General features: G+C 67.9%; 17 protein-coding genes. 10 read left to right on the top strand and 7 right to left on the bottom strand.

Translation table 11 applies throughout. From position 1 onward, the window contains the following. Positions 1-194: 194 nt before the first annotated feature. Positions 195-2,225 carry a DNA/RNA non-specific endonuclease gene (locus HNP48_RS23610; protein WP_184861710.1) on the top strand — a complete coding sequence of 677 codons (2,031 nt, stop codon included), beginning with the start codon at positions 195-197 and terminating at the stop codon, positions 2,223-2,225. A gap of 77 nt (positions 2,226-2,302) precedes the next feature. On the opposite strand, the gene HNP48_RS23605 is transcribed toward HNP48_RS23610, so the two are convergent. Both HNP48_RS23605 and HNP48_RS23600 read right to left on the bottom strand, forming a co-directional pair. Continuing rightward, a complete protein-coding gene (locus HNP48_RS23605) occupies positions 2,303-2,905 on the bottom strand; it encodes a DUF4291 domain-containing protein (RefSeq protein WP_184861708.1) in 603 nt (200 codons plus the stop codon). Continuing rightward, positions 2,902-3,480, bottom strand: coding sequence for an RNA 2'-phosphotransferase (locus HNP48_RS23600; protein ID WP_184861706.1), 579 nt, complete (start codon positions 3,478-3,480; stop codon positions 2,902-2,904). The genes HNP48_RS23605 and HNP48_RS23600 overlap by 4 nt, the downstream gene beginning before the upstream one ends. Positions 3,481-3,634: 154 nt before the next feature. Between HNP48_RS23600 and HNP48_RS23595 the strand changes: the two genes are divergently transcribed. From HNP48_RS23595 to HNP48_RS23585, 3 genes are read left to right on the top strand one after another with little or no spacing between them, the layout of a single operon-like run. Further along, on the top strand, positions 3,635-4,138 hold the full coding sequence (locus tag HNP48_RS23595; RefSeq protein ID WP_184861704.1) for an O-acetyl-ADP-ribose deacetylase: 504 nt from the start codon (positions 3,635-3,637) through the stop codon (positions 4,136-4,138). Between the two features lie 33 nt (positions 4,139-4,171). Then, on the top strand, positions 4,172-4,735 hold the full coding sequence (locus HNP48_RS23590; RefSeq protein WP_184861702.1) for an NADAR family protein: 564 nt from the start codon (positions 4,172-4,174) through the stop codon (positions 4,733-4,735). Next, positions 4,732-5,187, top strand: a complete 456-nt coding sequence (locus HNP48_RS23585) for a hypothetical protein (RefSeq protein WP_184861700.1) — start codon at positions 4,732-4,734, stop codon at positions 5,185-5,187. Before HNP48_RS23590 ends, HNP48_RS23585 begins: the two co-directional genes overlap by 4 nt. A 30-nt stretch (positions 5,188-5,217) precedes the next feature. On the opposite strand, the gene HNP48_RS23580 is transcribed toward HNP48_RS23585, so the two are convergent. The 4 genes from HNP48_RS23580 to HNP48_RS23565 all read right to left on the bottom strand — a co-directional run bounded on the left by HNP48_RS23580 (position 5,218) and on the right by HNP48_RS23565 (position 10,300). After that, positions 5,218-5,769 carry a hypothetical protein gene (locus HNP48_RS23580; RefSeq protein ID WP_184861698.1) on the bottom strand — a complete coding sequence of 184 codons (552 nt, stop codon included), beginning with the start codon at positions 5,767-5,769 and terminating at the stop codon, positions 5,218-5,220. 490 nt (positions 5,770-6,259) lie between these two features. Further along, positions 6,260-7,861: a carboxylesterase/lipase family protein gene (locus HNP48_RS23575; RefSeq protein WP_184861696.1), complete on the bottom strand. Its 1,602-nt coding sequence runs from the start codon at positions 7,859-7,861 to the stop codon at positions 6,260-6,262. A gap of 1 nt (position 7,862) precedes the next feature. After that, complete coding sequence (locus HNP48_RS23570) at positions 7,863-9,311, bottom strand: M20/M25/M40 family metallo-hydrolase (protein WP_184861694.1); 1,449 nt, start codon at positions 9,309-9,311, stop codon at positions 7,863-7,865. After that, positions 9,308-10,300 carry a tripartite tricarboxylate transporter substrate binding protein gene (locus HNP48_RS23565; RefSeq protein ID WP_184861692.1) on the bottom strand — a complete coding sequence of 331 codons (993 nt, stop codon included), beginning with the start codon at positions 10,298-10,300 and terminating at the stop codon, positions 9,308-9,310. Before HNP48_RS23565 ends, HNP48_RS23570 begins: the two co-directional genes overlap by 4 nt. Before the next feature lie 110 nt (positions 10,301-10,410). On the opposite strand from HNP48_RS23565, the gene HNP48_RS23560 reads away from it, so the two are divergent. From HNP48_RS23560 to HNP48_RS23550, 3 genes are all read left to right on the top strand, one after another. Next, on the top strand, positions 10,411-11,337 hold the full coding sequence (locus HNP48_RS23560; RefSeq protein WP_184861690.1) for a LysR family transcriptional regulator: 927 nt from the start codon (positions 10,411-10,413) through the stop codon (positions 11,335-11,337). An 80-nt stretch (positions 11,338-11,417) separates the two neighbouring features. Next, complete coding sequence (locus HNP48_RS23555) at positions 11,418-12,236, top strand: enoyl-CoA hydratase/isomerase family protein (protein WP_184861688.1); 819 nt, start codon at positions 11,418-11,420, stop codon at positions 12,234-12,236. Next, a complete protein-coding gene (locus HNP48_RS23550; protein ID WP_184861686.1) occupies positions 12,233-12,682 on the top strand; it encodes a MaoC family dehydratase in 450 nt (149 codons plus the stop codon). The genes HNP48_RS23555 and HNP48_RS23550 overlap by 4 nt, the downstream gene beginning before the upstream one ends. Here the strand turns inward: HNP48_RS23550 and HNP48_RS23545 are convergent. Next, entirely contained in the window at positions 12,655-13,440 is a 786-nt protein-coding gene (locus HNP48_RS23545; RefSeq protein ID WP_184861684.1) for a phytanoyl-CoA dioxygenase family protein, read from the bottom strand. The genes HNP48_RS23550 and HNP48_RS23545 overlap by 28 nt on opposite strands. 118 nt (positions 13,441-13,558) lie before the next feature. On the opposite strand from HNP48_RS23545, the gene HNP48_RS23540 reads away from it, so the two are divergent. The 3 genes from HNP48_RS23540 to HNP48_RS23530 all read left to right on the top strand — a co-directional run bounded on the left by HNP48_RS23540 (position 13,559) and on the right by HNP48_RS23530 (position 16,007). Then, positions 13,559-14,077: a sigma-70 family RNA polymerase sigma factor gene (locus tag HNP48_RS23540; protein WP_184861682.1), complete on the top strand. Its 519-nt coding sequence runs from the start codon at positions 13,559-13,561 to the stop codon at positions 14,075-14,077. Between the two features lie 7 nt (positions 14,078-14,084). Continuing rightward, on the top strand, positions 14,085-15,065 hold the full coding sequence (locus tag HNP48_RS23535; RefSeq protein ID WP_184861680.1) for a FecR domain-containing protein: 981 nt from the start codon (positions 14,085-14,087) through the stop codon (positions 15,063-15,065). Between the two features lie 129 nt (positions 15,066-15,194). Then, the gene (locus HNP48_RS23530) at positions 15,195-16,007 is read left to right on the top strand and encodes a class I SAM-dependent methyltransferase (protein WP_184861678.1); all 813 of its coding nucleotides are present in this window, start codon (positions 15,195-15,197) and stop codon (positions 16,005-16,007) included. Positions 16,008-16,266 lie beyond the last annotated feature (259 nt).

The raw sequence follows: 16,266 nt of genomic DNA, 5'->3' as shown, positions 1-16,266 counted from the left end.
AAGGACGCAAGCAGTCGCAATGGGAGCGAATGTAGAAAGCCTGCGGACCCTGCGCATCATCCAGGTGAAGGATGCCGGCCTGCCTGTGGCCTTGGGGGTGTGAATTGCGTCACGCGGCGGGCCCGCCTGCCATTTTGTGATGGCAATGTCACACAGAACTGCTAAAAAAGCGCCACGTCAGAAGAGAGGGTCGCATGGGCATCCAACTCGCAGATCTCGAGGCAGCAGCGCAGCGGTACCAGAGCTTTCAGCAGGCGCAGATTGCGGCGCCCATCGAACAGGTCGTACAGGAGCGCCTGAAGCTGGGCGTGACCAATGCGCACAAGTTCACCTCCAAGTCCGATCGCCTGGGTGTGCTGGCCAATGCCGCCTTCAAGGCGCGGCTGGCGGAACCCCCGGTTCCCGATGCGCCGCCTGCGCAATTGCCCCCGTTGCTGGCCGCCGACGTGGCCGGCCAGGAAATCGCTTTTGGTGACAACGACCTGCGCCCCATCCGCTACCTGCACATCGCCCTGCTGGCTGCGCGCGCGGTCGGCAAGATCACGGTGCGTGGCGTGGTCGACGAGGAGGGCGATGCCACGGGCTTCCTCGTGGCGCCCGGGCTGCTGTTGACCAATTGGCATGTGCTCAAGTCGGTGGACTACGCCGTGGCCTCCTTCGTGTCGTTCGACTACGAAGACGGGCTGGACGGCAAGCCCCGCACCCCCAAGCTGTTCGACCTGAACCCGAACGAGCTGTTTGTGGCAGACCAGGACCTGGACTATGCCTTCGTGGCCGTGGCACCAGCCACCGGGCAGGGCGAGCCGCTGGCCGACTTCGGCTACCTGCGGCTCTTTGAAGAGACCGGCAAGGTCGACCCCAACCGGCGCCAGGCCGCCAACATCCTGCAGCATCCGCTGGGCCAGGGCAAGAAGATCGCCATCCGCGACAACTACTTCATGGAGCCACCCAAGGACCGCATCGCCGGCAGCGCCGACCAGAACTCGCTCTATTACGGCTCGGACACCCTGCGCGGCTCGTCGGGCTCCCCTGTCTGCACGGACGAATGGTTTGTGGTCGCCCTGCACCGTGGCGGGGTGCCCAAAGTCACCGTGGTGGACGGCAAGCCCACGGTCATGCGCAAGGATGGCACACCTGCGCGACAGGGTGACTCCAGGGCCTCCATCGACTATGTGACCAACGAAGGCACCCGTGTCAGCCGCATCTTTGCCTCGCTCAAGGACAAGGCGGCCGCGCCGGGCGTCGACGCCGCGCCTGCGCAGGCGATCCTTGCGCGCATCCGCGCCGTGGCGCGGGACCCGCTGACCGGGCCGGTGCAGATGCCCACTGCGGTGCTGGGAATTCCCCAGCCGTTGTCCGATGCATCGGGCAGCACCGAGGAGAAGCTGGTGCGCCGGCCGCAGGCCTTCTTCGCGGGCGCTGCAGGCTACGACCCCCACTTCCTGGGGGAGGGCTTCGAGGTGCCGCTGGCGCAAATGTCCTATGAGGTGGGCCGCGCCACGGCGCCGCTGATCGACAGCGACGAGCGCGAACTCAGGTACCGCAACTACAGCGTCTTCATGCATGCCCGGCGCCGCACCGCGATCTTCGCGGCGGCCAATGTGGACGGCCAGCTGCTGTGGAAGAACGTGATGGACGGGCCCATGCCCAAGCGGCCGGCCTGGACCTTCGACCCGCGCATGGACGACAAGTACCAGCCCGACGATGCGATCTTCAGCAACGCCATGCAGCGCGGCCACCTCTTCAAGCGTGAAGATGCCGTGCAGGGCGAGGACCAGGCCCAGCTGGACCTGGCAGACAAGCACTCCTTCGTCATCACCAATGCCACGCCCATGATCGGCAACTTCAACAACGTGGAGTGGGGCGACCTGGAAGACCTGGTCTCGGAGCACCTGCAGGCGGGCCACAAGGTGTCGTACTTCGCAGGCCCCATCTTCGATGTGGAAGACAAGTTCTTCAACGAACTCAAGGCCGGCGTTCCCCTGGCCCAGCGCCGCAAGGGCATGCGCGTGCCCACCAGTTTCTGGAAGGTCGTGGCTTGGGTCGAGGGCGGCCTGCTCCAGGCCGCGGGCTTCATCCTGGACCAGTCCGATGAGATCCGCGCGCATGGACCGATCACCGAGGAGATCGACTTCGGTAACTACCAGCAGACCCCCATCGCCGCCATTGAAGAGCGCACGGGGCTGTCATTCCATGGGCTGTCGGCGGTGGATACGTACCGCTAGTAGGACCAAACCTTCTGGGCAAGGCATCGGGTGGCCGTGATTGCCGGTGTGGAAGAGAACGAGGTCACGGCGCGTTCTCATGCCGGCCCATAGATCCGCTCCACCGGCATGCGCATCCCGCCGTTCCGCGCCAGCGCCAACGGCCGCTGCGCATGCACGAAGGGCGCCATGTCGATCACTTCGAGCAACTCGTCGGTGGCAAAGGCCTTGAGCGTCGACCCGCGCAGGCCCAACTGAACGGCCCTGCGTTCCAGGGGCGCCCCCAGCGGATCATGGTCGGGGTCCCATTGCAGTCGCACGTCCGATGCTTCGACCGCAGCCTTCCATTCCTCGCGGGTGGGGTACTGCGCGGGTCGCCAGGTCGATGCCACTGCGCTGGCCAGTGCCTGGTCGAAAAACCTGCGGCGGATGCGCAGGCCCAGCACCATCTCCTGCCCGGGCTTGGTCGCCCAGCCGCAGCGGTACATCATCCACAGGAAATTGGGTTTGATCCAGCTCATGCGGTTGAAGCTGTAGGTCGGGCCACCGAAGTGGCCGTGCTGTAGCGCATACAGTGCCGTCTCAGGCCGGTACGCCTGGTAGACAACGATGCTCTCATCGTCGAAGTGCGCCAGGATGTGCTCGCCCGAGGCAGGCCACCCGGCGTCCTGAATACTATGCAACTCAGTAGGCAGCTTCATGCCTTGCCCTCCAACTGCGCGAGGTATTCCACGCCCACCCGATCCGTCAGCCACACCCCGTTGTCCGAGCGGTAGAACGCATGCCCGTCGCGCTGCATGCGCAGGGCATCCACCACCAGCACCACGGGCACCCCATGGCGCGTACCGACGGACACGGCAACGTCCTGCTTCTCGGTCAGATGCACATGGTGGCGGCTGCCGCGCAGCAGGCCTTGCGCGAGGATGGATTTCAGGAAACGCGATGCCGTGCCGTGGTAGAGCCGGTCCGGCGGCACTTGCGGCACCAGGCCCAGGTCCACATCGACCGAATGCCCCTGGTTGGCGCGGATGCGCAGGCCATCGTCGCTGAAGGCAAAGCGCTGCTTGTCATTGCTGGCCACCACCTCGCGCAGCAGGGCAGGGCCGATGCGCTTGCCCGCGCGCTCGCAGCCGGCCAGCAGGTCCGCCACCGCAACCCAGCCGCCTTCGCCCAGGGTGAGGCCGGCTCGGCCGGGTTCATGGCGCAGCACCAGGCTCAGGAACTTGCTGGTGGAGACGATGCGCTTGCTTTGTTCGTTGTTGTTGTTGTTGTTCATGGAAGCTTTCCTTTCTTCTTGTTGTTGTTGTGATCCTCTCGGTGCCTTGCATGCACCGTTTGCAACAGCTGGGATGTTGACTTAGTGCTGTTGTGAAACTATCATAAGTTCAACGAATAAACTAAGTCAAGCAATTTTCAAGGAGGCTACCGCCATGGCAACGTTCAAGGCCCTGCAAGGCGACATCACCAGGCTGCCGGTGGACGCCATCGTCAACGCCGCCAACACCTCGCTGCTGGGCGGGGGCGGGGTGGACGGCGCCATCCACCGTGCGGCGGGCCCCGAGCTGCTGCAGGCCTGCCGCCCGCTCAACGGCTGCAAGGTCGGCCAGGCCAAGGCCACGCCGGGCTTTCGCCTGCCTGCCAGGTACGTGATCCACACCGTGGGCCCCGTCTGGTACGGCGGTAACCGCAACGAGGCCGAGTTGCTCGCCGCCTGCTACCGCGCCTGCATCGCCCTCGCGCTGCAGCAGTTGCAGGGTGTTCAGTCCATCGCCTTCCCCTGCATCAGCACGGGGGCCTATGGCTACCCCGCGCAGGCTGCCGCGCAGATCGCGGTGGAGGCCTGCCGTGAGGCCGCGGGCGATGCACCGCTGGAGATCAGCTTCTGCTGCTTCTCGGCACGCGACCTGGCGCTGTACGAGGCCTTGCTGCGCTGACCGATTCCCACTTGAATGACGAACGAAAACAATATGCGACCCGAACACCACACCCAACAACTCATCGCGCAGATCGCCCAGGGCCTGGAGCCGCAGTACCTCTTCTTCTGGGGCCACCAGCCCCGCAAGGACGGCGCCATCGGCAAGACCTGTTTCAGCCAATGGTTCGAGGCGCCGTTCATCCTGAACGGCATCCACTACGCCACCGCCGAACACTACATGATGGCCGAGAAGGCCCGCCTCTTCGGCGATGAAGCCACGCTGGACAAGATCCTCTCCGCGCCCACCCCCGCCCACGCCAAGAAGCTCGGCCGCGAGGTCGCGGGTTTCGACAATGCGCGCTGGGAGGCGCGCGGCTTCGATGCCGTGGTCGAAGGCAATGTCGCCAAGTTCACGCAGTACCCCGCCATGGGCGAGTTCCTGCGCACCACCGGCGACCGCGTACTGGTCGAGGCCAGCCCTGTGGACCGGGTCTGGGGCATCGGCCTGGCCGGCGATGACCCGCGCGCCTTGCAGCCGGCGCAGTGGCAGGGCAGCAATCTGTTGGGCTTTGCGCTGATGCGGGTGCGGGAGGTGATCCGCGAAGCCAGGCCATGACGGGCACCGAATACAAACGCGGCGTTTACGGCGCCCTCCAGCGCGCAGGCTTTGCCAAGCAGCGCCATGCCCTGCATGCGCCGGGCGAGGGCGCGACGGTGCTGGTCAACGCAGAGAAAGGCTTTGGCGACCAGTGGTTCATCAATGCCGGCTTTTGCCTGCACCGGCTGGACCCGGCGCCGGTGGAGCGGGTGGAAAAGACCCACATGTACTTTCGCCTGGAGAGGCTGTTCCCTGCGCACCGGGAGTTGATCCTGGCCGCCAGCGCGCTCGACAACCCAGGGCAGCCTGCGGCCTACCCGCTGCTGCTGGACCTGCTGGCCACCGAGATCGGCGCAGGGCTGCGGGCGCTGGGCACCGAGCAGGCCCTCATCGCGGCCTACCGCGCCGGACGCCTGGGCCAGGGGCTGGTGCTGCGCGGGGCCCGCGAGCTGATCGAGGCGTCTGCCTGAACTGCCCTGCAGTGGGGAACTGTGTGCCGGTCAGACCCGCCGGGCATTCACCATCGAACACCCGCCACCCTGCACAGTCGCCTCTCCCTCGAACCGCCCCGTCACCCCCCAGGCCCCGGCCGTGCCCGAATCGCTGACCAGGCCCTGCCAGGTCCAGTGGATGCGCACGGGCGCTTGCTGCGCGGCCTGCGCCAGTTCAGGGAAGAGGCGCGATAGCGGCACCATGCCATCGGCATGGCCCGAGGGCGGTACCCGGGCCGAACCTGATGGGGTAGGGGCCGTTGCCACAACCGGCCCCTGGAGCCGCTGCGCATTCGCGCCCTGGCGTTCTGCCGTGATGCGCAGGCTGCGCGAAGAGGGCGTCCACGGCGCCGTATCGGCCGACACCCAGACCGTGCGCTCGCTGCGGTTGCGCAGCTCGAACACCAGGTCGATGCCGGCCGTGCCGGCGACGCAGCGGGTGCGCAGTTCCAGGATGTCCGGGGGCACGTCGGCAGCATGGGCGATGCCGACGCACAGGACGAGCACGGCGGTTGCAGGCAGCAGGTGCCTTGCCAGGGATGGGGCTGGGGTACGGGCCATGGGTTGGGGGGGAATGCGGCTGGTGCTGGCTTATTGTGCCGTCATCCACTCCTTGCGGCCAGGCTGGCCCGCCGGCAAACCCTGCTCATACGGATTTGCCTTTAACCGCAAGCGATAGTTGGGTTTCCTTGCCGTGCTGTAGCACGGTCAGCGGCTTTCGCCTCGCTATACGATCAAATGCAAATCCGTATCGGAAGGTGTGCCGCACCCACATGTCCAGGCCCGATGAAGCCTGGTTGGCGGCGATGGCCGTACCATGGTGTTGGAGACATCGCACGCCGCCGCCACCTGCCTTGTGCGCACCATGCGGCTGCCCGGCTGGCAGTAGCCTTCAAGCCGGACATTCTGTTTCGCCGCGACCTACTGCGAGCCTGGTTGGCGGCGCGCAACACGCATGAGAGCCACTTTGCTTCGTGCTTGCGCTCGTTCTTCCAGTCCACGATGGCTTCGCGCCGGACATGAGGCCATCGGGTCCTGCAATGGAGGCTGCTCAGATGACGGGCCACAGTGCACACTGGTGCGACGCCTCGAACTCGCCATTGGACACGCGGCTTTGCGGCAGCGTGAAGTGCATGAGGTGGCGCTCGGTGGCGCCGGCAAAGCGTGGCCAGGCCGGGGCGGCAGAACCGGGTGCGCCATTGGGATCACCCATGCGCATGAAGTTGACCAGGTGGCCCAGCATGCGCTCGCTCAAGGCCTTGCGCTGCGCGAGCGCCGACGGGCTCGTGACCTCGGCGGCCACGGCCGCGTCGAGAAACGGGTAGCTGGGCAGGAAGTCCACGCCACCGGCCCAGTACATGGCATCCATGCCATGCGAGCTGCCGTAGTAGTAGGCCTTGGGCTGTGCCGGGAACGACATCGCCGGATCGGTCATCTCCCAGCCGAACACCGGCACCCAGGCGGACAGCGTGCTGCGCTGTACGCTGTTGCCGCAGGCGTACATCGCATCCCCCGTGGCCCGGGCAAAGCCCTGGCCTGGCGAGGAAAAGCGCGACAGGGCATAGGCTGCATCGATCTGTGCCGTGTCGAAGCCCGGCGGTACCAGGGAGCGCAGCGCAAGCGGGTACACCGCCGCGCTCATGCCGGGATCGGAGAACAGCGTGCCCTCGTCGTACACCCCGCCTACCATCACCGGCACGCGGTTGAAGTCCCCTGTGGCGAAGGCACGCAGCGGAACCTGGGTCAGTACCTGGCCGTCCACCGTGGGCCGCCACTTGCCCGCCCCCTGTGCGGCCAGGATGGCCGCGACGGGCAGGGCGCGCAGGCAGGCTACCTGGTCGCTCGCGCCCGCGCATCCCAGCGCCTTGACGGCTGCATCGCCCACCGCAGTGGCCGCGTCGGCGCTGAGGTTGGAATACTCCGCCCCGCCACCGCTTTGCATCATGGCGCGGTGGAACAGGCCCCGTGCCTTGGGGGAATGCAGCAGCGAGAAGGTCTGCGTCGCGCCGGCCGACAGCCCCCACAGCGTGATGTTGCCGGCGTCGCCGCCAAAGGCCTCGATGTTGCGGCGCACCCACTGGAGTGCGGCGATGGCATCCATGAGCGCGAAGTTGCCCATGCTGCCGTCCTTGTTCGCCGCGCGCAGCGCCGGGTTGGCAAGGTAGCCCAGAGCGCCCAGCCGGTAGTTGAAGCTCACCGTGACCACCTGGCGCCGGCTGATCTCGCGCAGGTCGGTCTGGGCACCCGAGCCGAGCACGAAGGCGCCACCGTGCATGAAGACCAGCACGGGCAGTTTGGCGCCCGGTGCGGCCCCTGCGGGCTTCCATACGTTGAGGTACAGGCAGGCCTCGTCCGTGGCCGTGTCCGCACCCGGACCGCTCTGTGGGCACGAGGGGCCCATGCGCTCGGCCTTCAAGGTGTCCGTGCGGGCGGGTGCGGCCGCCGTGGGTGCCCAGCGCAATGCGCCCACAGGCTGGGCCGCGTAGGGAATGCCGAGAAACGAAACAAGCTCACCGGCGGCCTGGCCGCGCACCAGGCCTTCGCTGGTGCGTGCCAGGCCGGGGTCGGCGGGCGCGTCCGAACCGCCGCCGCAGCCGGTCAGGGCCAGGCACAAGGCCATGCAGGCCGCAAGGGCCGTGTGGAATGAGGGCATGCTAAATCTCCTGGGTGGGTGTGGTGGCAAGAGGGAAGTCGGCTGCGGAGAAATGGCCCAGCTCATGGAGCAGGGACGACCAGGCCATCAGGCCGTCATGGATCGAAGACAGCCGAAAGAACTCGTTGGGGGCATGCACATCCTCGTCGGGCAGGTTGTAGCCAAACATCAGCGTGTCCATGCCCAGCGTCTCCTTGAAGAGGGAGGTGATGGGCACGCTGGCCCCCAGCCGCACGTGGATGGGCCGCATGCCCGAGGCCTGCGCCAGCACCGTTTCTGCGGCGCGCACCAGCGGGTGCTCTGGCGCCAGCGTGGATGCGGGCGAGCCTTCGTGCAGGGCCGTCACCTCCAGCGAGCATCCGGGCGGGGTCAGCGCCTGCAGGTGCTCTGCCACGGCGTGTATCACCTGGGCGGGGTCTTGGCCTGTGACTACACGGACGGTGAGCTTGACGACGGCTTCGCAGGGCACGATGGTCTTGCCACCCGCCCCCGTGTGGCCGCCGTACAGCCCGTTGACATCGAGCGCGGGGCGCAAGGTGATGCGCTCGCGCGCGCTGTAGCCCGCTTCGCCATGCGGTAGGGCACCCACATCGGCAAAGAAGGCCGCTTCATCGTAGGGAAAGGCCGCCGTGTCGGCACGTTCGCGTTCGCCGGGCGCCCTGACGCCCGCAAAGAAGCCTGGCACTGCCACACTGCCATCGGCCCGGTGCAGCGAGGCCACCAGGCGGGCGGCTTCGTGCAGCGCATTGCGCACGGCACCGCCGTAGCGGCCCGAATGCAGGTCCTTGTCCGCAGTGCGCAGCCGCACCTCCAACTGGGCGTTGCCGCGCGCGCCGGTGTTGACCGTGGGCACCAGGGCGCTGGCGCGCCCGCCATCGGCCGACAGCACGGCATCGGCACGCAGCAGCGCAGCATGGCGCAGGGCCAGCGCGCGCAGCGAGGGGCTGCCGGTCTCCTCCTCCCCTTCCAGAAAGACCTTGATGTTCACCGGGCAGCCGCCGTGCACGCGCAGGAAGCTCTCGACCACGGCCAGGGCGATGGCAGTGGCTCCCTTCACATCGGAGGCGCCGCGCGCATAGATGCGGTCGCCCACGGTGGTGGGCTCGAACGGCGGCGTGCGCCAAAGCGCGAGCGGTTCCGGCGGCTGCACGTCGTAGTGCGCATAGATGAGCAGCGTGGGCCGGCCCGGCGCGCCGAGCCATTGGCCGAACACCGCTGCCTCGCCGCCTGCATCGAGCAACTGCACATCCGCCAGGCCCATGGCGTGCAGGCGCTCGACAAGGAAGGCGCGCGTGGCCGCCATGTCCGGGCCATGGGCCGGGTCGGCGCTCACGCTCTGCAGGCGCAGGTAGCTTTCGAGCCAGGCGATGGTGGCGGCCTTGCCATCAAGCAGGTGCCGCTGCACCTCGGCCAGTGCACCGCTGGCCGGGAGGGGGGTGTTGGTGTTCATTGCGGCTCGAACCCCACGGTTTTCACCAGCTCGCGGTAGCGGGCGGTCTCATTTCGGTAGAAGGTCGCTGCCTGTTCCAGCGACATGGGGGCAAACAGCGTTTTGGCCTGGGCTTCCAGCGGGCTGCGCACCTGGGGCAGTTTCAAGGCTGCTTGCAAGGCGGCGGCGTGTTGTTCCACCGCACGTTGCGGCGTGCCGCGCTTGACCAGGTAGCCGGTCCAGATGCTGAAGGAAAAATCCTTGAAGTTCTGGGTATCGCGGTAGCTCTGCACGTTCTGGAACGGCGCGGGCAGGCGTGCGTCGGCCAACGAGCCTATGACCTTGATCCGACCCTGCCTGGCCAGGTCGGCATAGCTGCTCTGGTAGGGCACGAAGGCGAAATCGATCAGCCCGCCGATCAGGTCCTGCATCAGCGGCGCACCGCCCTTGTAGGGTACATGCGTCATGGGGGCACCCACGCGCCGCGAAGCCAGTTCGCCCAGCAAGTGGTACATCGTGCCCGGGCCCGAAGAGCCGTAGTTCAACGGCTCGCTGCGGCGTGCCCGCGCGAGCTCGGCCAGCTGGTCCAGATTGTCTGCGGGCAGGCGGGCCTGCGCGATCACCACCAGGTGCGAGATGGCCACCGGCGCCACCATGCGGAAATCGTCCGGCTGGTACTTCACGCCCTTGTTGACCAGGCCCGAAAGGATCAGCTCGTTGGGCGAGCCCTGGAACAGCTGCTGGCCGTCGGCCGCCGCCGCCAGCACCTTGTTGGCGGCAATGGCGCCGGCGGCGCCGCCCAGGTTCTCCACTACCACGGGTACGCCCAACTGGTGTGCCAGCGGCTCCTGCATGGTGCGTGCGGTGAAGTCGCTGGCCGAGCCCGCGGGGTAGGGAACCATCAGCGAAACGGGCTGCGTGAACGCCCCTTCGCGCGGTTGCGCGCCCAGCGGGGCGAGCAGCAGGCTGCAAACAATGCCGGCGATGGCGCGGCGACAGGGATGGTGCATGGGGAAACTCCTTGGGGAAATGGATGCAGACGCATTCTTCGGGCTTGTAGTCCAGTCGTCCAATGGGTTGTTTTTGTGATTTGCATGAGTTTTGTGAATAATTGAAGTCCATGAACCTGCAGCAGCTCCACCATTTCGTCGCACTGGCCGACACGCGCTCGTTCAGCCGTGCCTCGGAGGTGGTGCATGTAACCCAGTCCGCGCTGTCGCGCAGCATCCAGATGCTGGAGCAGGAACTCGGCATGCCCCTGGTGGACCGCATCGGCAAGAGCAACGAACTCACGCCGCTCGGCACCCAGGTGCTGGCCCGGGCGCGCCACATCGTGCAGGAGGCGGCAGAACTGCGGCGTGCCGCCACGCTGATGGCGGGCGGGGCGGCCGGCACCATCGCCCTGGGCATGGGGTCTGCGCCTGGGGCGCTGTTCGCCGCGCCGCTCATGACGCATCTGCTGCGCTCGCACCCACAGGTCCAGTTGCGCCTGCTGGGCGGGGCGCCCGAGCTGCAGATAGCGCAGTTGCGCGCGCGCCAGGCCGATGGCCTGGTCATCACCTACCGGGCGCTGCCTCCGGTGGACGACCTGCAGTTCGAGGTTCTGCCGGCGCTGCGCTCCGGCTTCGTCTGCCGGACGAGGCACCCGCTTGCGCAGCGCCCCCGTCTGCGCTTCGAGGACCTGCGGGCCTACCCCCTGGTGTGCACGCAGGTGAGCGACGATGCCGCGCGTACGCTGATCGAACGCTATGGGGAGCGCGCCCACCCCCAGCCCTGGATCCAGGCCGCCTCGGAAGACGTCGGTGCCTTGCTGCGCACCGTGGCCGCGACCGACGCGGTGTTCCTCGGCGTGGTGGCAGCGGCCCGCGCGCAACTGGCCGAGGGCGGCCTGCATGAACTCATGCCCACGCCCGATGCGAAGCTGCAGGCGCAGTTCGCATTTGTCACGCTCAAGGGGCGCGCAGAGTCACCGGCCCTGCAGGTCGTGCGCGACTTCTGCCGCTCGCTGGTCCGGGATGCCCTGGCCGGCCAGATACCGCCTCCCTGACGGTCGGGCGCTGGCTCTTGCCGAGGCCGCAGCGTGTAAGCTGCTTCACCGCACCAGAACACCACAGGAGACACCACCCCATGCAAGACCCGCAAGCCCCACCCTGGGACCTCGGTCCCCACCTGCAGGTGCGCATTGCCGACGACGGCGTGGCGCACGTCATCTTCGGCCCCGCGGGCGGCATGCCCTTCACCGACGTGCAGGGGCATGCGCACCTGGGCACCATCTGGGCCCGCCTGCAGGCCACGCCGGGCGTGCGCAGCATCTTGGTGCGCAGCGAGGGCAAAGGCTTTTGCGCGGGCGGCTCACCCGAGCTGGTGACGGCGATGCTCCACAGCCAGGAGGCCCGTCTGCGCACCATGCAGGAGGCCCGCGCCATCGTGCAGGGCATGATGGACTGCGATCTGCCCATCGTCTCGGCCATCAACGGCGCGGCCGTGGGCGCAGGGGCTGCGGTGGCGCTGATGGCCGACATCACCGTGGCCGGCCAGCGCGCCAAGATCATCGATGGCCACACCCGCCTGGGCGTGGCCGCTGGCGACCATGCCGCCGTGCTCTGGCCGCTGCTGTGCGGCATGGCCCGGGCCAAGTACCACCTGCTGCTGTGCAACACCATCTCAGGCAAGGAAGCCGAACGCATCGGCCTCGTCAGCCTGGCCGTGGCCGATGAAGAGCTGGACACTCGGGCCCTGCAGATCGCGCAAGAACTCGCACGCGGCAGCCCCACGGCGCTGGCCTTCACCAAGCGCAGCCTGAACCACTGGCTGCGCGCGGCCTGGCCGGCCTTCGAGCATTCGCTGGCGCTGGAGATGCTGGGCTTTGCCGGCCGTGATGCGCGCGAAGGCTTTGCTGCACTCAACGCCAAGCGGCCCGCGAACTTCGGGGGAGACCAGTCATGAAGTTCGCCGAATTCCATGCCGGCCAGGTCCTCACGGCCGGGCCCTACACCGTGACCGAAGACGAGGTGCTCACCTTCGCCAGGTCCTACGACCCACAGTGGTTCCACACCGACCCGGCCGCCGCGCAGGAGGGCCGCTTTGGCGGCCTCATCGCCAGCGGCTGGCACACCTGCGCCATCGCCATGCGGCTGGTGGCGGACAAGGCGCTGCACGGCTCCGAATCCTTTGCCTCGCCGGGCATCGAGTACATCCGCTGGCCGCACCCGGTGCGCCCGGGCGACCAACTGGTGCTCACCGCCACGGTGCAGGAGGTGCGTCGCTCCACCAGCAAGCCCGGCCTGGGCATTCTGCGCTGGCGTTGGGAGCTGGCCAACCAGGACGGGGCGGCGGTGCTGGACCTGGTGGCGACCAGCCTGTTTCAGCTGGATGAAGAAGCTGCGGGCTGAGGTGGAAAGGCCACTGGCCAGCCCGTCACTGTCTCCCGCTCACCGACCAATTCCATTCCAGCCACACCCACCTGAACGATGACATTGCGCCGGGGCAGGGCGCTGGTGTTGGCGGGGCCGCCATGGACCACCTTGGGGTGGATCAGCACCAGATCGCCCGGCGCGCATTCCGCCGCCACGCCATGGTGTGCGCCATAGCGGTGTCTGGCGCCGCCGCGCTCCTCTTGCGCCGCATAGCTGTCGTCCACGCGGTGGCTGCCGGCAATGAAGCGCGTGGCCCCGCCATGCTCGGCCATGCCATCCAGGCACACCATCACGCGCAGAAAGCGCGAGTCGGCGCCGCTCAGGTACGCGTTGGGGAAATCCCGGTGCCAGCCGATGCCCCGGCCAAAGCCCGGGTGTTTGCTGGTCGCGTTCATGAAATGCGCGACCAGATCGGCGTTACCCAGGGCCTGTGCGCAGGCATCGACCAGCGCCGGTAACTGCAGCAGGGCGCTGAACTGCGGCGCATAGCGGCACAGGTCGCCCAGGATGAAAATGGCATCGCCCACCTCGGTGGCAGGGATGCCGTTGCGCCCCGCGTCAGAGAGGTCCTTCTCGAACACCAGATCGCGCGCCTGCTCCTCCGCGCTGCATTGGCGTGCCGCCGCCTCGGCGCTGGCCAGCCATGCATCCATGGCGGCGAGAAGGCGGGCGGGCACGGCATCGGTCACCACGCCGTAGCCGGCGGACTCATAGCGTTTCAGATCGAATGGCATGCAGGGTGTATTGCGGGCATATCCCTTGGCCTGCAAGGGCACCGAGGCTATGAATTGAGAATTGTTCTCAATTATAATTTCTGCGACATCCCCCCATTCTCTTTGCCCATCCTGCCGCATGAGCACCGCTGACCCCGGCCTGGTCCATCCCGACCACGACCCCCACACGCTGTACAGCCACCACCATGGCTGGCTGCGTGCGTGGCTGCAGCGGCGGCTGGGCTGCAGGGACGAGGCGGCCGACCTGGCGCAGGACACCTTTGTGCGCGTGCTGCTGCGCCCCCAGGCACTCCAGGGCCTGCGCGAGCCGCGCGCCTACCTGACCACCATTGCCAAGGGCCTGGTCTCCGACCTGTGGCGCCGCCGCGCGCTGGAGCAGGCTTACACCGATGCCCTGGCCCTGATGCCCGAGCCGCTGGCCCCGTCGCCCGAAGAGCGCGCGCTGGTGCTCGAAGCCCTGCACGAGATCGATGCCATGCTCGACGGCCTCGCGCCCAAGGCAAGGCAGGCCTTTTTGCTGTCGCAGCTCGAAGGCCTGGGCTATGCCGAGATCGCCGTGCAGCTGCAGGTGAGCGAGCGCACCATCAAGCGCTACATGGCCCAGGGCTTTGAGTGCTGCCTGCTGGCCATGGAGTGAATCCGCCATGGGCAGCGCCACCTCATCCGCCAATCCTGATACCGCGCCCAGCCGTGCCGCCCTGCGCGAGGCCGCGCAGTGGCTGGTGCGTTTGAACTCCGGCCAGGCCCGCCCAGACGACTGGCAGGCCCTGGCCGCCTGGCGCGCGCAGGATGCCGCCAACGAAGCCGCCTGGCAGCGGGCAGAACGCCTGTCGCGCACCTTTGGCGCCGTGCCTGCGGGCCTGGGGATGCCGGTGCTGGCGCAGGCCGAGCGCACCGCGGTGAACCGCCGCGCTGCGCTGCGTGTGCTGGCCCTGGTGGGCACCACGGCACCGGCGGCATACCTGGGCTGGCGCCACATGCCCTGGCAGCAGTGGGCGGCCGAGCACCGCACCGCCACGGGCGAGCGGCGCAGCGTCACGCTGGCCGATGGCTCCGAGGTGCTGCTCAATACCGCCAGCGCGCTCGATGTGGCCTTCGACGCCCATGAGCGCCTGCTGCGCCTGCGCGTGGGCGAGGTGCTCATCACCACGTCCAAGGATTCCGCCGCGCGCAGCTTTCGCGTGGAGACACCCGGCGGCTGGCTGCGCGCCCTGGGCACGCGCTTTGCCGTGCGCCTGCTCGACGAGGGCGCCGTGCACCTGGCCGTGGCCGAAGGCGCGGTCGAAGTCACGCCGCACCACGGCGCGCAGCGTGTGCTGCAGGCCGGCTCGCAATGCCGCTTTACGGCCAGCGGTGTGCAGGCCTCCACCGCGCTGGGCGAGCAGGCCCTGGCCTGGGCGCAGGGCGTGCTGTATGCCGACGGCATGCGGCTGGACGACTTCGCGGCCGAGCTGGCGCGCTACCGCCCGGGGGTGGTGCGCTGCGACCCGGCCGTGGCGGCGCTGCGCATCTCGGGCGCCTTCCAGCTGAACGATACCGAGTACATCCTGGCGATGCTGCGCGAGACCTTGCCGGTGCAGGTGGTGACACGCACGCGCTACTGGATCACGCTGGTCCCGGCCTGAGGGGCTGCCCGCCCCCTGGGCCCATGTGTGCATTCTTCTCACGCATGGGCGCTGCAAATCTCGTTTGTCGGTGTGCCAGTCTGGGGCCAGCATGGGGGCCTTGATCATCCCCGGGAGGCCTTTTTGCCCATGCCTGCAGACAACCACAACAACCCCGCCACCATCGTCCGGTCCGCCGACGGCAGCGCAGGCGATGTCAACTACGGTGCCGTGGGTGGTGCTACCACCTACGCTGCCTACCGCCAGCCCGAGCCGCGCATCGCCGCGCTGATCGAGCAGGCCCTGGGCCCGGCGGCCACCGCCGTGCTCAATGTCGGCGCCGGGGCCGGGTCGTACGAACCCACGGGCCGCACGGTGACTGCGCTCGAGCCCTCGCAGTCCATGCGCGAGCAGCGGCCTGCGCACCTGCCGCCCGCGGTGGACGGCGTGGCCGAGCACCTGCCGTTTGCCGATGGCGCGTTCGACGCGGCCATGAGCACCTTCTCGATCCACCAGTGGAGCGACGTGGAGGCCGGCCTGCGCGAAATGCGGCGCGTGGCGCGCGGGGCGGTGGTCATTCTCACCTGCGAACCGCTGGCGGTGCAGGACTTCTGGCTGGCCCACTATGCACCCGGGGTGCTGGCGGCCGAGGCGCGGCGCTACCCGGCCATGGAGCGCATCGCTGCGGCGCTGGGCGGGCATGTGGAGGTGTTGCCGGTGCCGATTCCCTGGGATTGCCGAGATGGGTTCAACGAGGCGTACTACGGGCGGCCCGAGATGCTGCTGGTGCCGGCTGCGCGCACGGTGTGTTCGGCGTGGGGGGTTGTGCCGGCTGCATCGGTCGATGCGAGTGTGGCTGCGTTGCGGGGGGATCTGGTGTCGGGGGTTTGGGATGCGCGGTATGGGGCCTTGCGCAGGCAGGCGTTTTATCAGGGGTCGTTGAGGTTGGTGGTGGCGCGTTGAATGGGGCGGTGTGCGGGGACGTGGGTGACGGTTTTCTGGTCGTGCTGGCGGCATGCCTTGGTTGAGGGCGGGAGCCGGGATGTGCGCCCGGCGGCGCAGTAACTTTCTCTTGCGTCGCCAAGAGGGTGTAGAAAAAACAAAATACAATCCTGCAGCCTTGATTGAACAGGAACAATGTGATGGCAAGGACAGGCCGACCACCCGTAATTGCGCCGGCAGAGTACGCAGCCTTGCGCGAGGTGGTGAGAGACAACCCGCA

Source organism: Acidovorax soli, assembly GCF_014207955.1.
In the GTDB taxonomy this organism is placed as follows: Bacteria; Pseudomonadota; Gammaproteobacteria; order Burkholderiales; family Burkholderiaceae_C; genus Acidovorax; species Acidovorax soli_A.
The sequence above is the reverse complement of the archived record's forward strand: the minus strand, read 5'-3'. Positions and strand labels throughout refer to the sequence as shown.

Excerpts from the sequence above, each read along its gene's own strand:
- HNP48_RS23585 (WP_184861700.1), top strand. The coding sequence starts at position 4,732 with ATGACGGGCACCGAATACAAACGCGGCGTTTACGGCGCCCTCCAGCGC.
- HNP48_RS23560 (WP_184861690.1), top strand. The coding sequence starts at position 10,411 with ATGAACCTGCAGCAGCTCCACCATTTCGTCGCACTGGCCGACACGCGC.
- HNP48_RS23610 (WP_184861710.1), top strand. The coding sequence starts at position 195 with ATGGGCATCCAACTCGCAGATCTCGAGGCAGCAGCGCAGCGGTACCAG.
- HNP48_RS23580 (WP_184861698.1), bottom strand. The coding sequence starts at position 5,769 with ATGGCCCGTACCCCAGCCCCATCCCTGGCAAGGCACCTGCTGCCTGCA.
- HNP48_RS23575 (WP_184861696.1), bottom strand. The coding sequence starts at position 7,861 with ATGCCCTCATTCCACACGGCCCTTGCGGCCTGCATGGCCTTGTGCCTG.
- HNP48_RS23535 (WP_184861680.1), top strand. The coding sequence starts at position 14,085 with ATGGGCAGCGCCACCTCATCCGCCAATCCTGATACCGCGCCCAGCCGT.
- HNP48_RS23545 (WP_184861684.1), bottom strand. The coding sequence starts at position 13,440 with ATGCCATTCGATCTGAAACGCTATGAGTCCGCCGGCTACGGCGTGGTG.
- HNP48_RS23530 (WP_184861678.1), top strand. The coding sequence starts at position 15,195 with ATGCCTGCAGACAACCACAACAACCCCGCCACCATCGTCCGGTCCGCC.
- HNP48_RS23570 (WP_184861694.1), bottom strand. The coding sequence starts at position 9,311 with ATGAACACCAACACCCCCCTCCCGGCCAGCGGTGCACTGGCCGAGGTG.
- HNP48_RS23555 (WP_184861688.1), top strand. The coding sequence starts at position 11,418 with ATGCAAGACCCGCAAGCCCCACCCTGGGACCTCGGTCCCCACCTGCAG.
- HNP48_RS23590 (WP_184861702.1), top strand. The coding sequence starts at position 4,172 with ATGCGACCCGAACACCACACCCAACAACTCATCGCGCAGATCGCCCAG.
- HNP48_RS23605 (WP_184861708.1), bottom strand. The coding sequence starts at position 2,905 with ATGAAGCTGCCTACTGAGTTGCATAGTATTCAGGACGCCGGGTGGCCT.
- HNP48_RS23565 (WP_184861692.1), bottom strand. The coding sequence starts at position 10,300 with ATGCACCATCCCTGTCGCCGCGCCATCGCCGGCATTGTTTGCAGCCTG.
- HNP48_RS23600 (WP_184861706.1), bottom strand. The coding sequence starts at position 3,480 with ATGAACAACAACAACAACAACGAACAAAGCAAGCGCATCGTCTCCACC.
- HNP48_RS23550 (WP_184861686.1), top strand. The coding sequence starts at position 12,233 with ATGAAGTTCGCCGAATTCCATGCCGGCCAGGTCCTCACGGCCGGGCCC.
- HNP48_RS23595 (WP_184861704.1), top strand. The coding sequence starts at position 3,635 with ATGGCAACGTTCAAGGCCCTGCAAGGCGACATCACCAGGCTGCCGGTG.
- HNP48_RS23540 (WP_184861682.1), top strand. The coding sequence starts at position 13,559 with ATGAGCACCGCTGACCCCGGCCTGGTCCATCCCGACCACGACCCCCAC.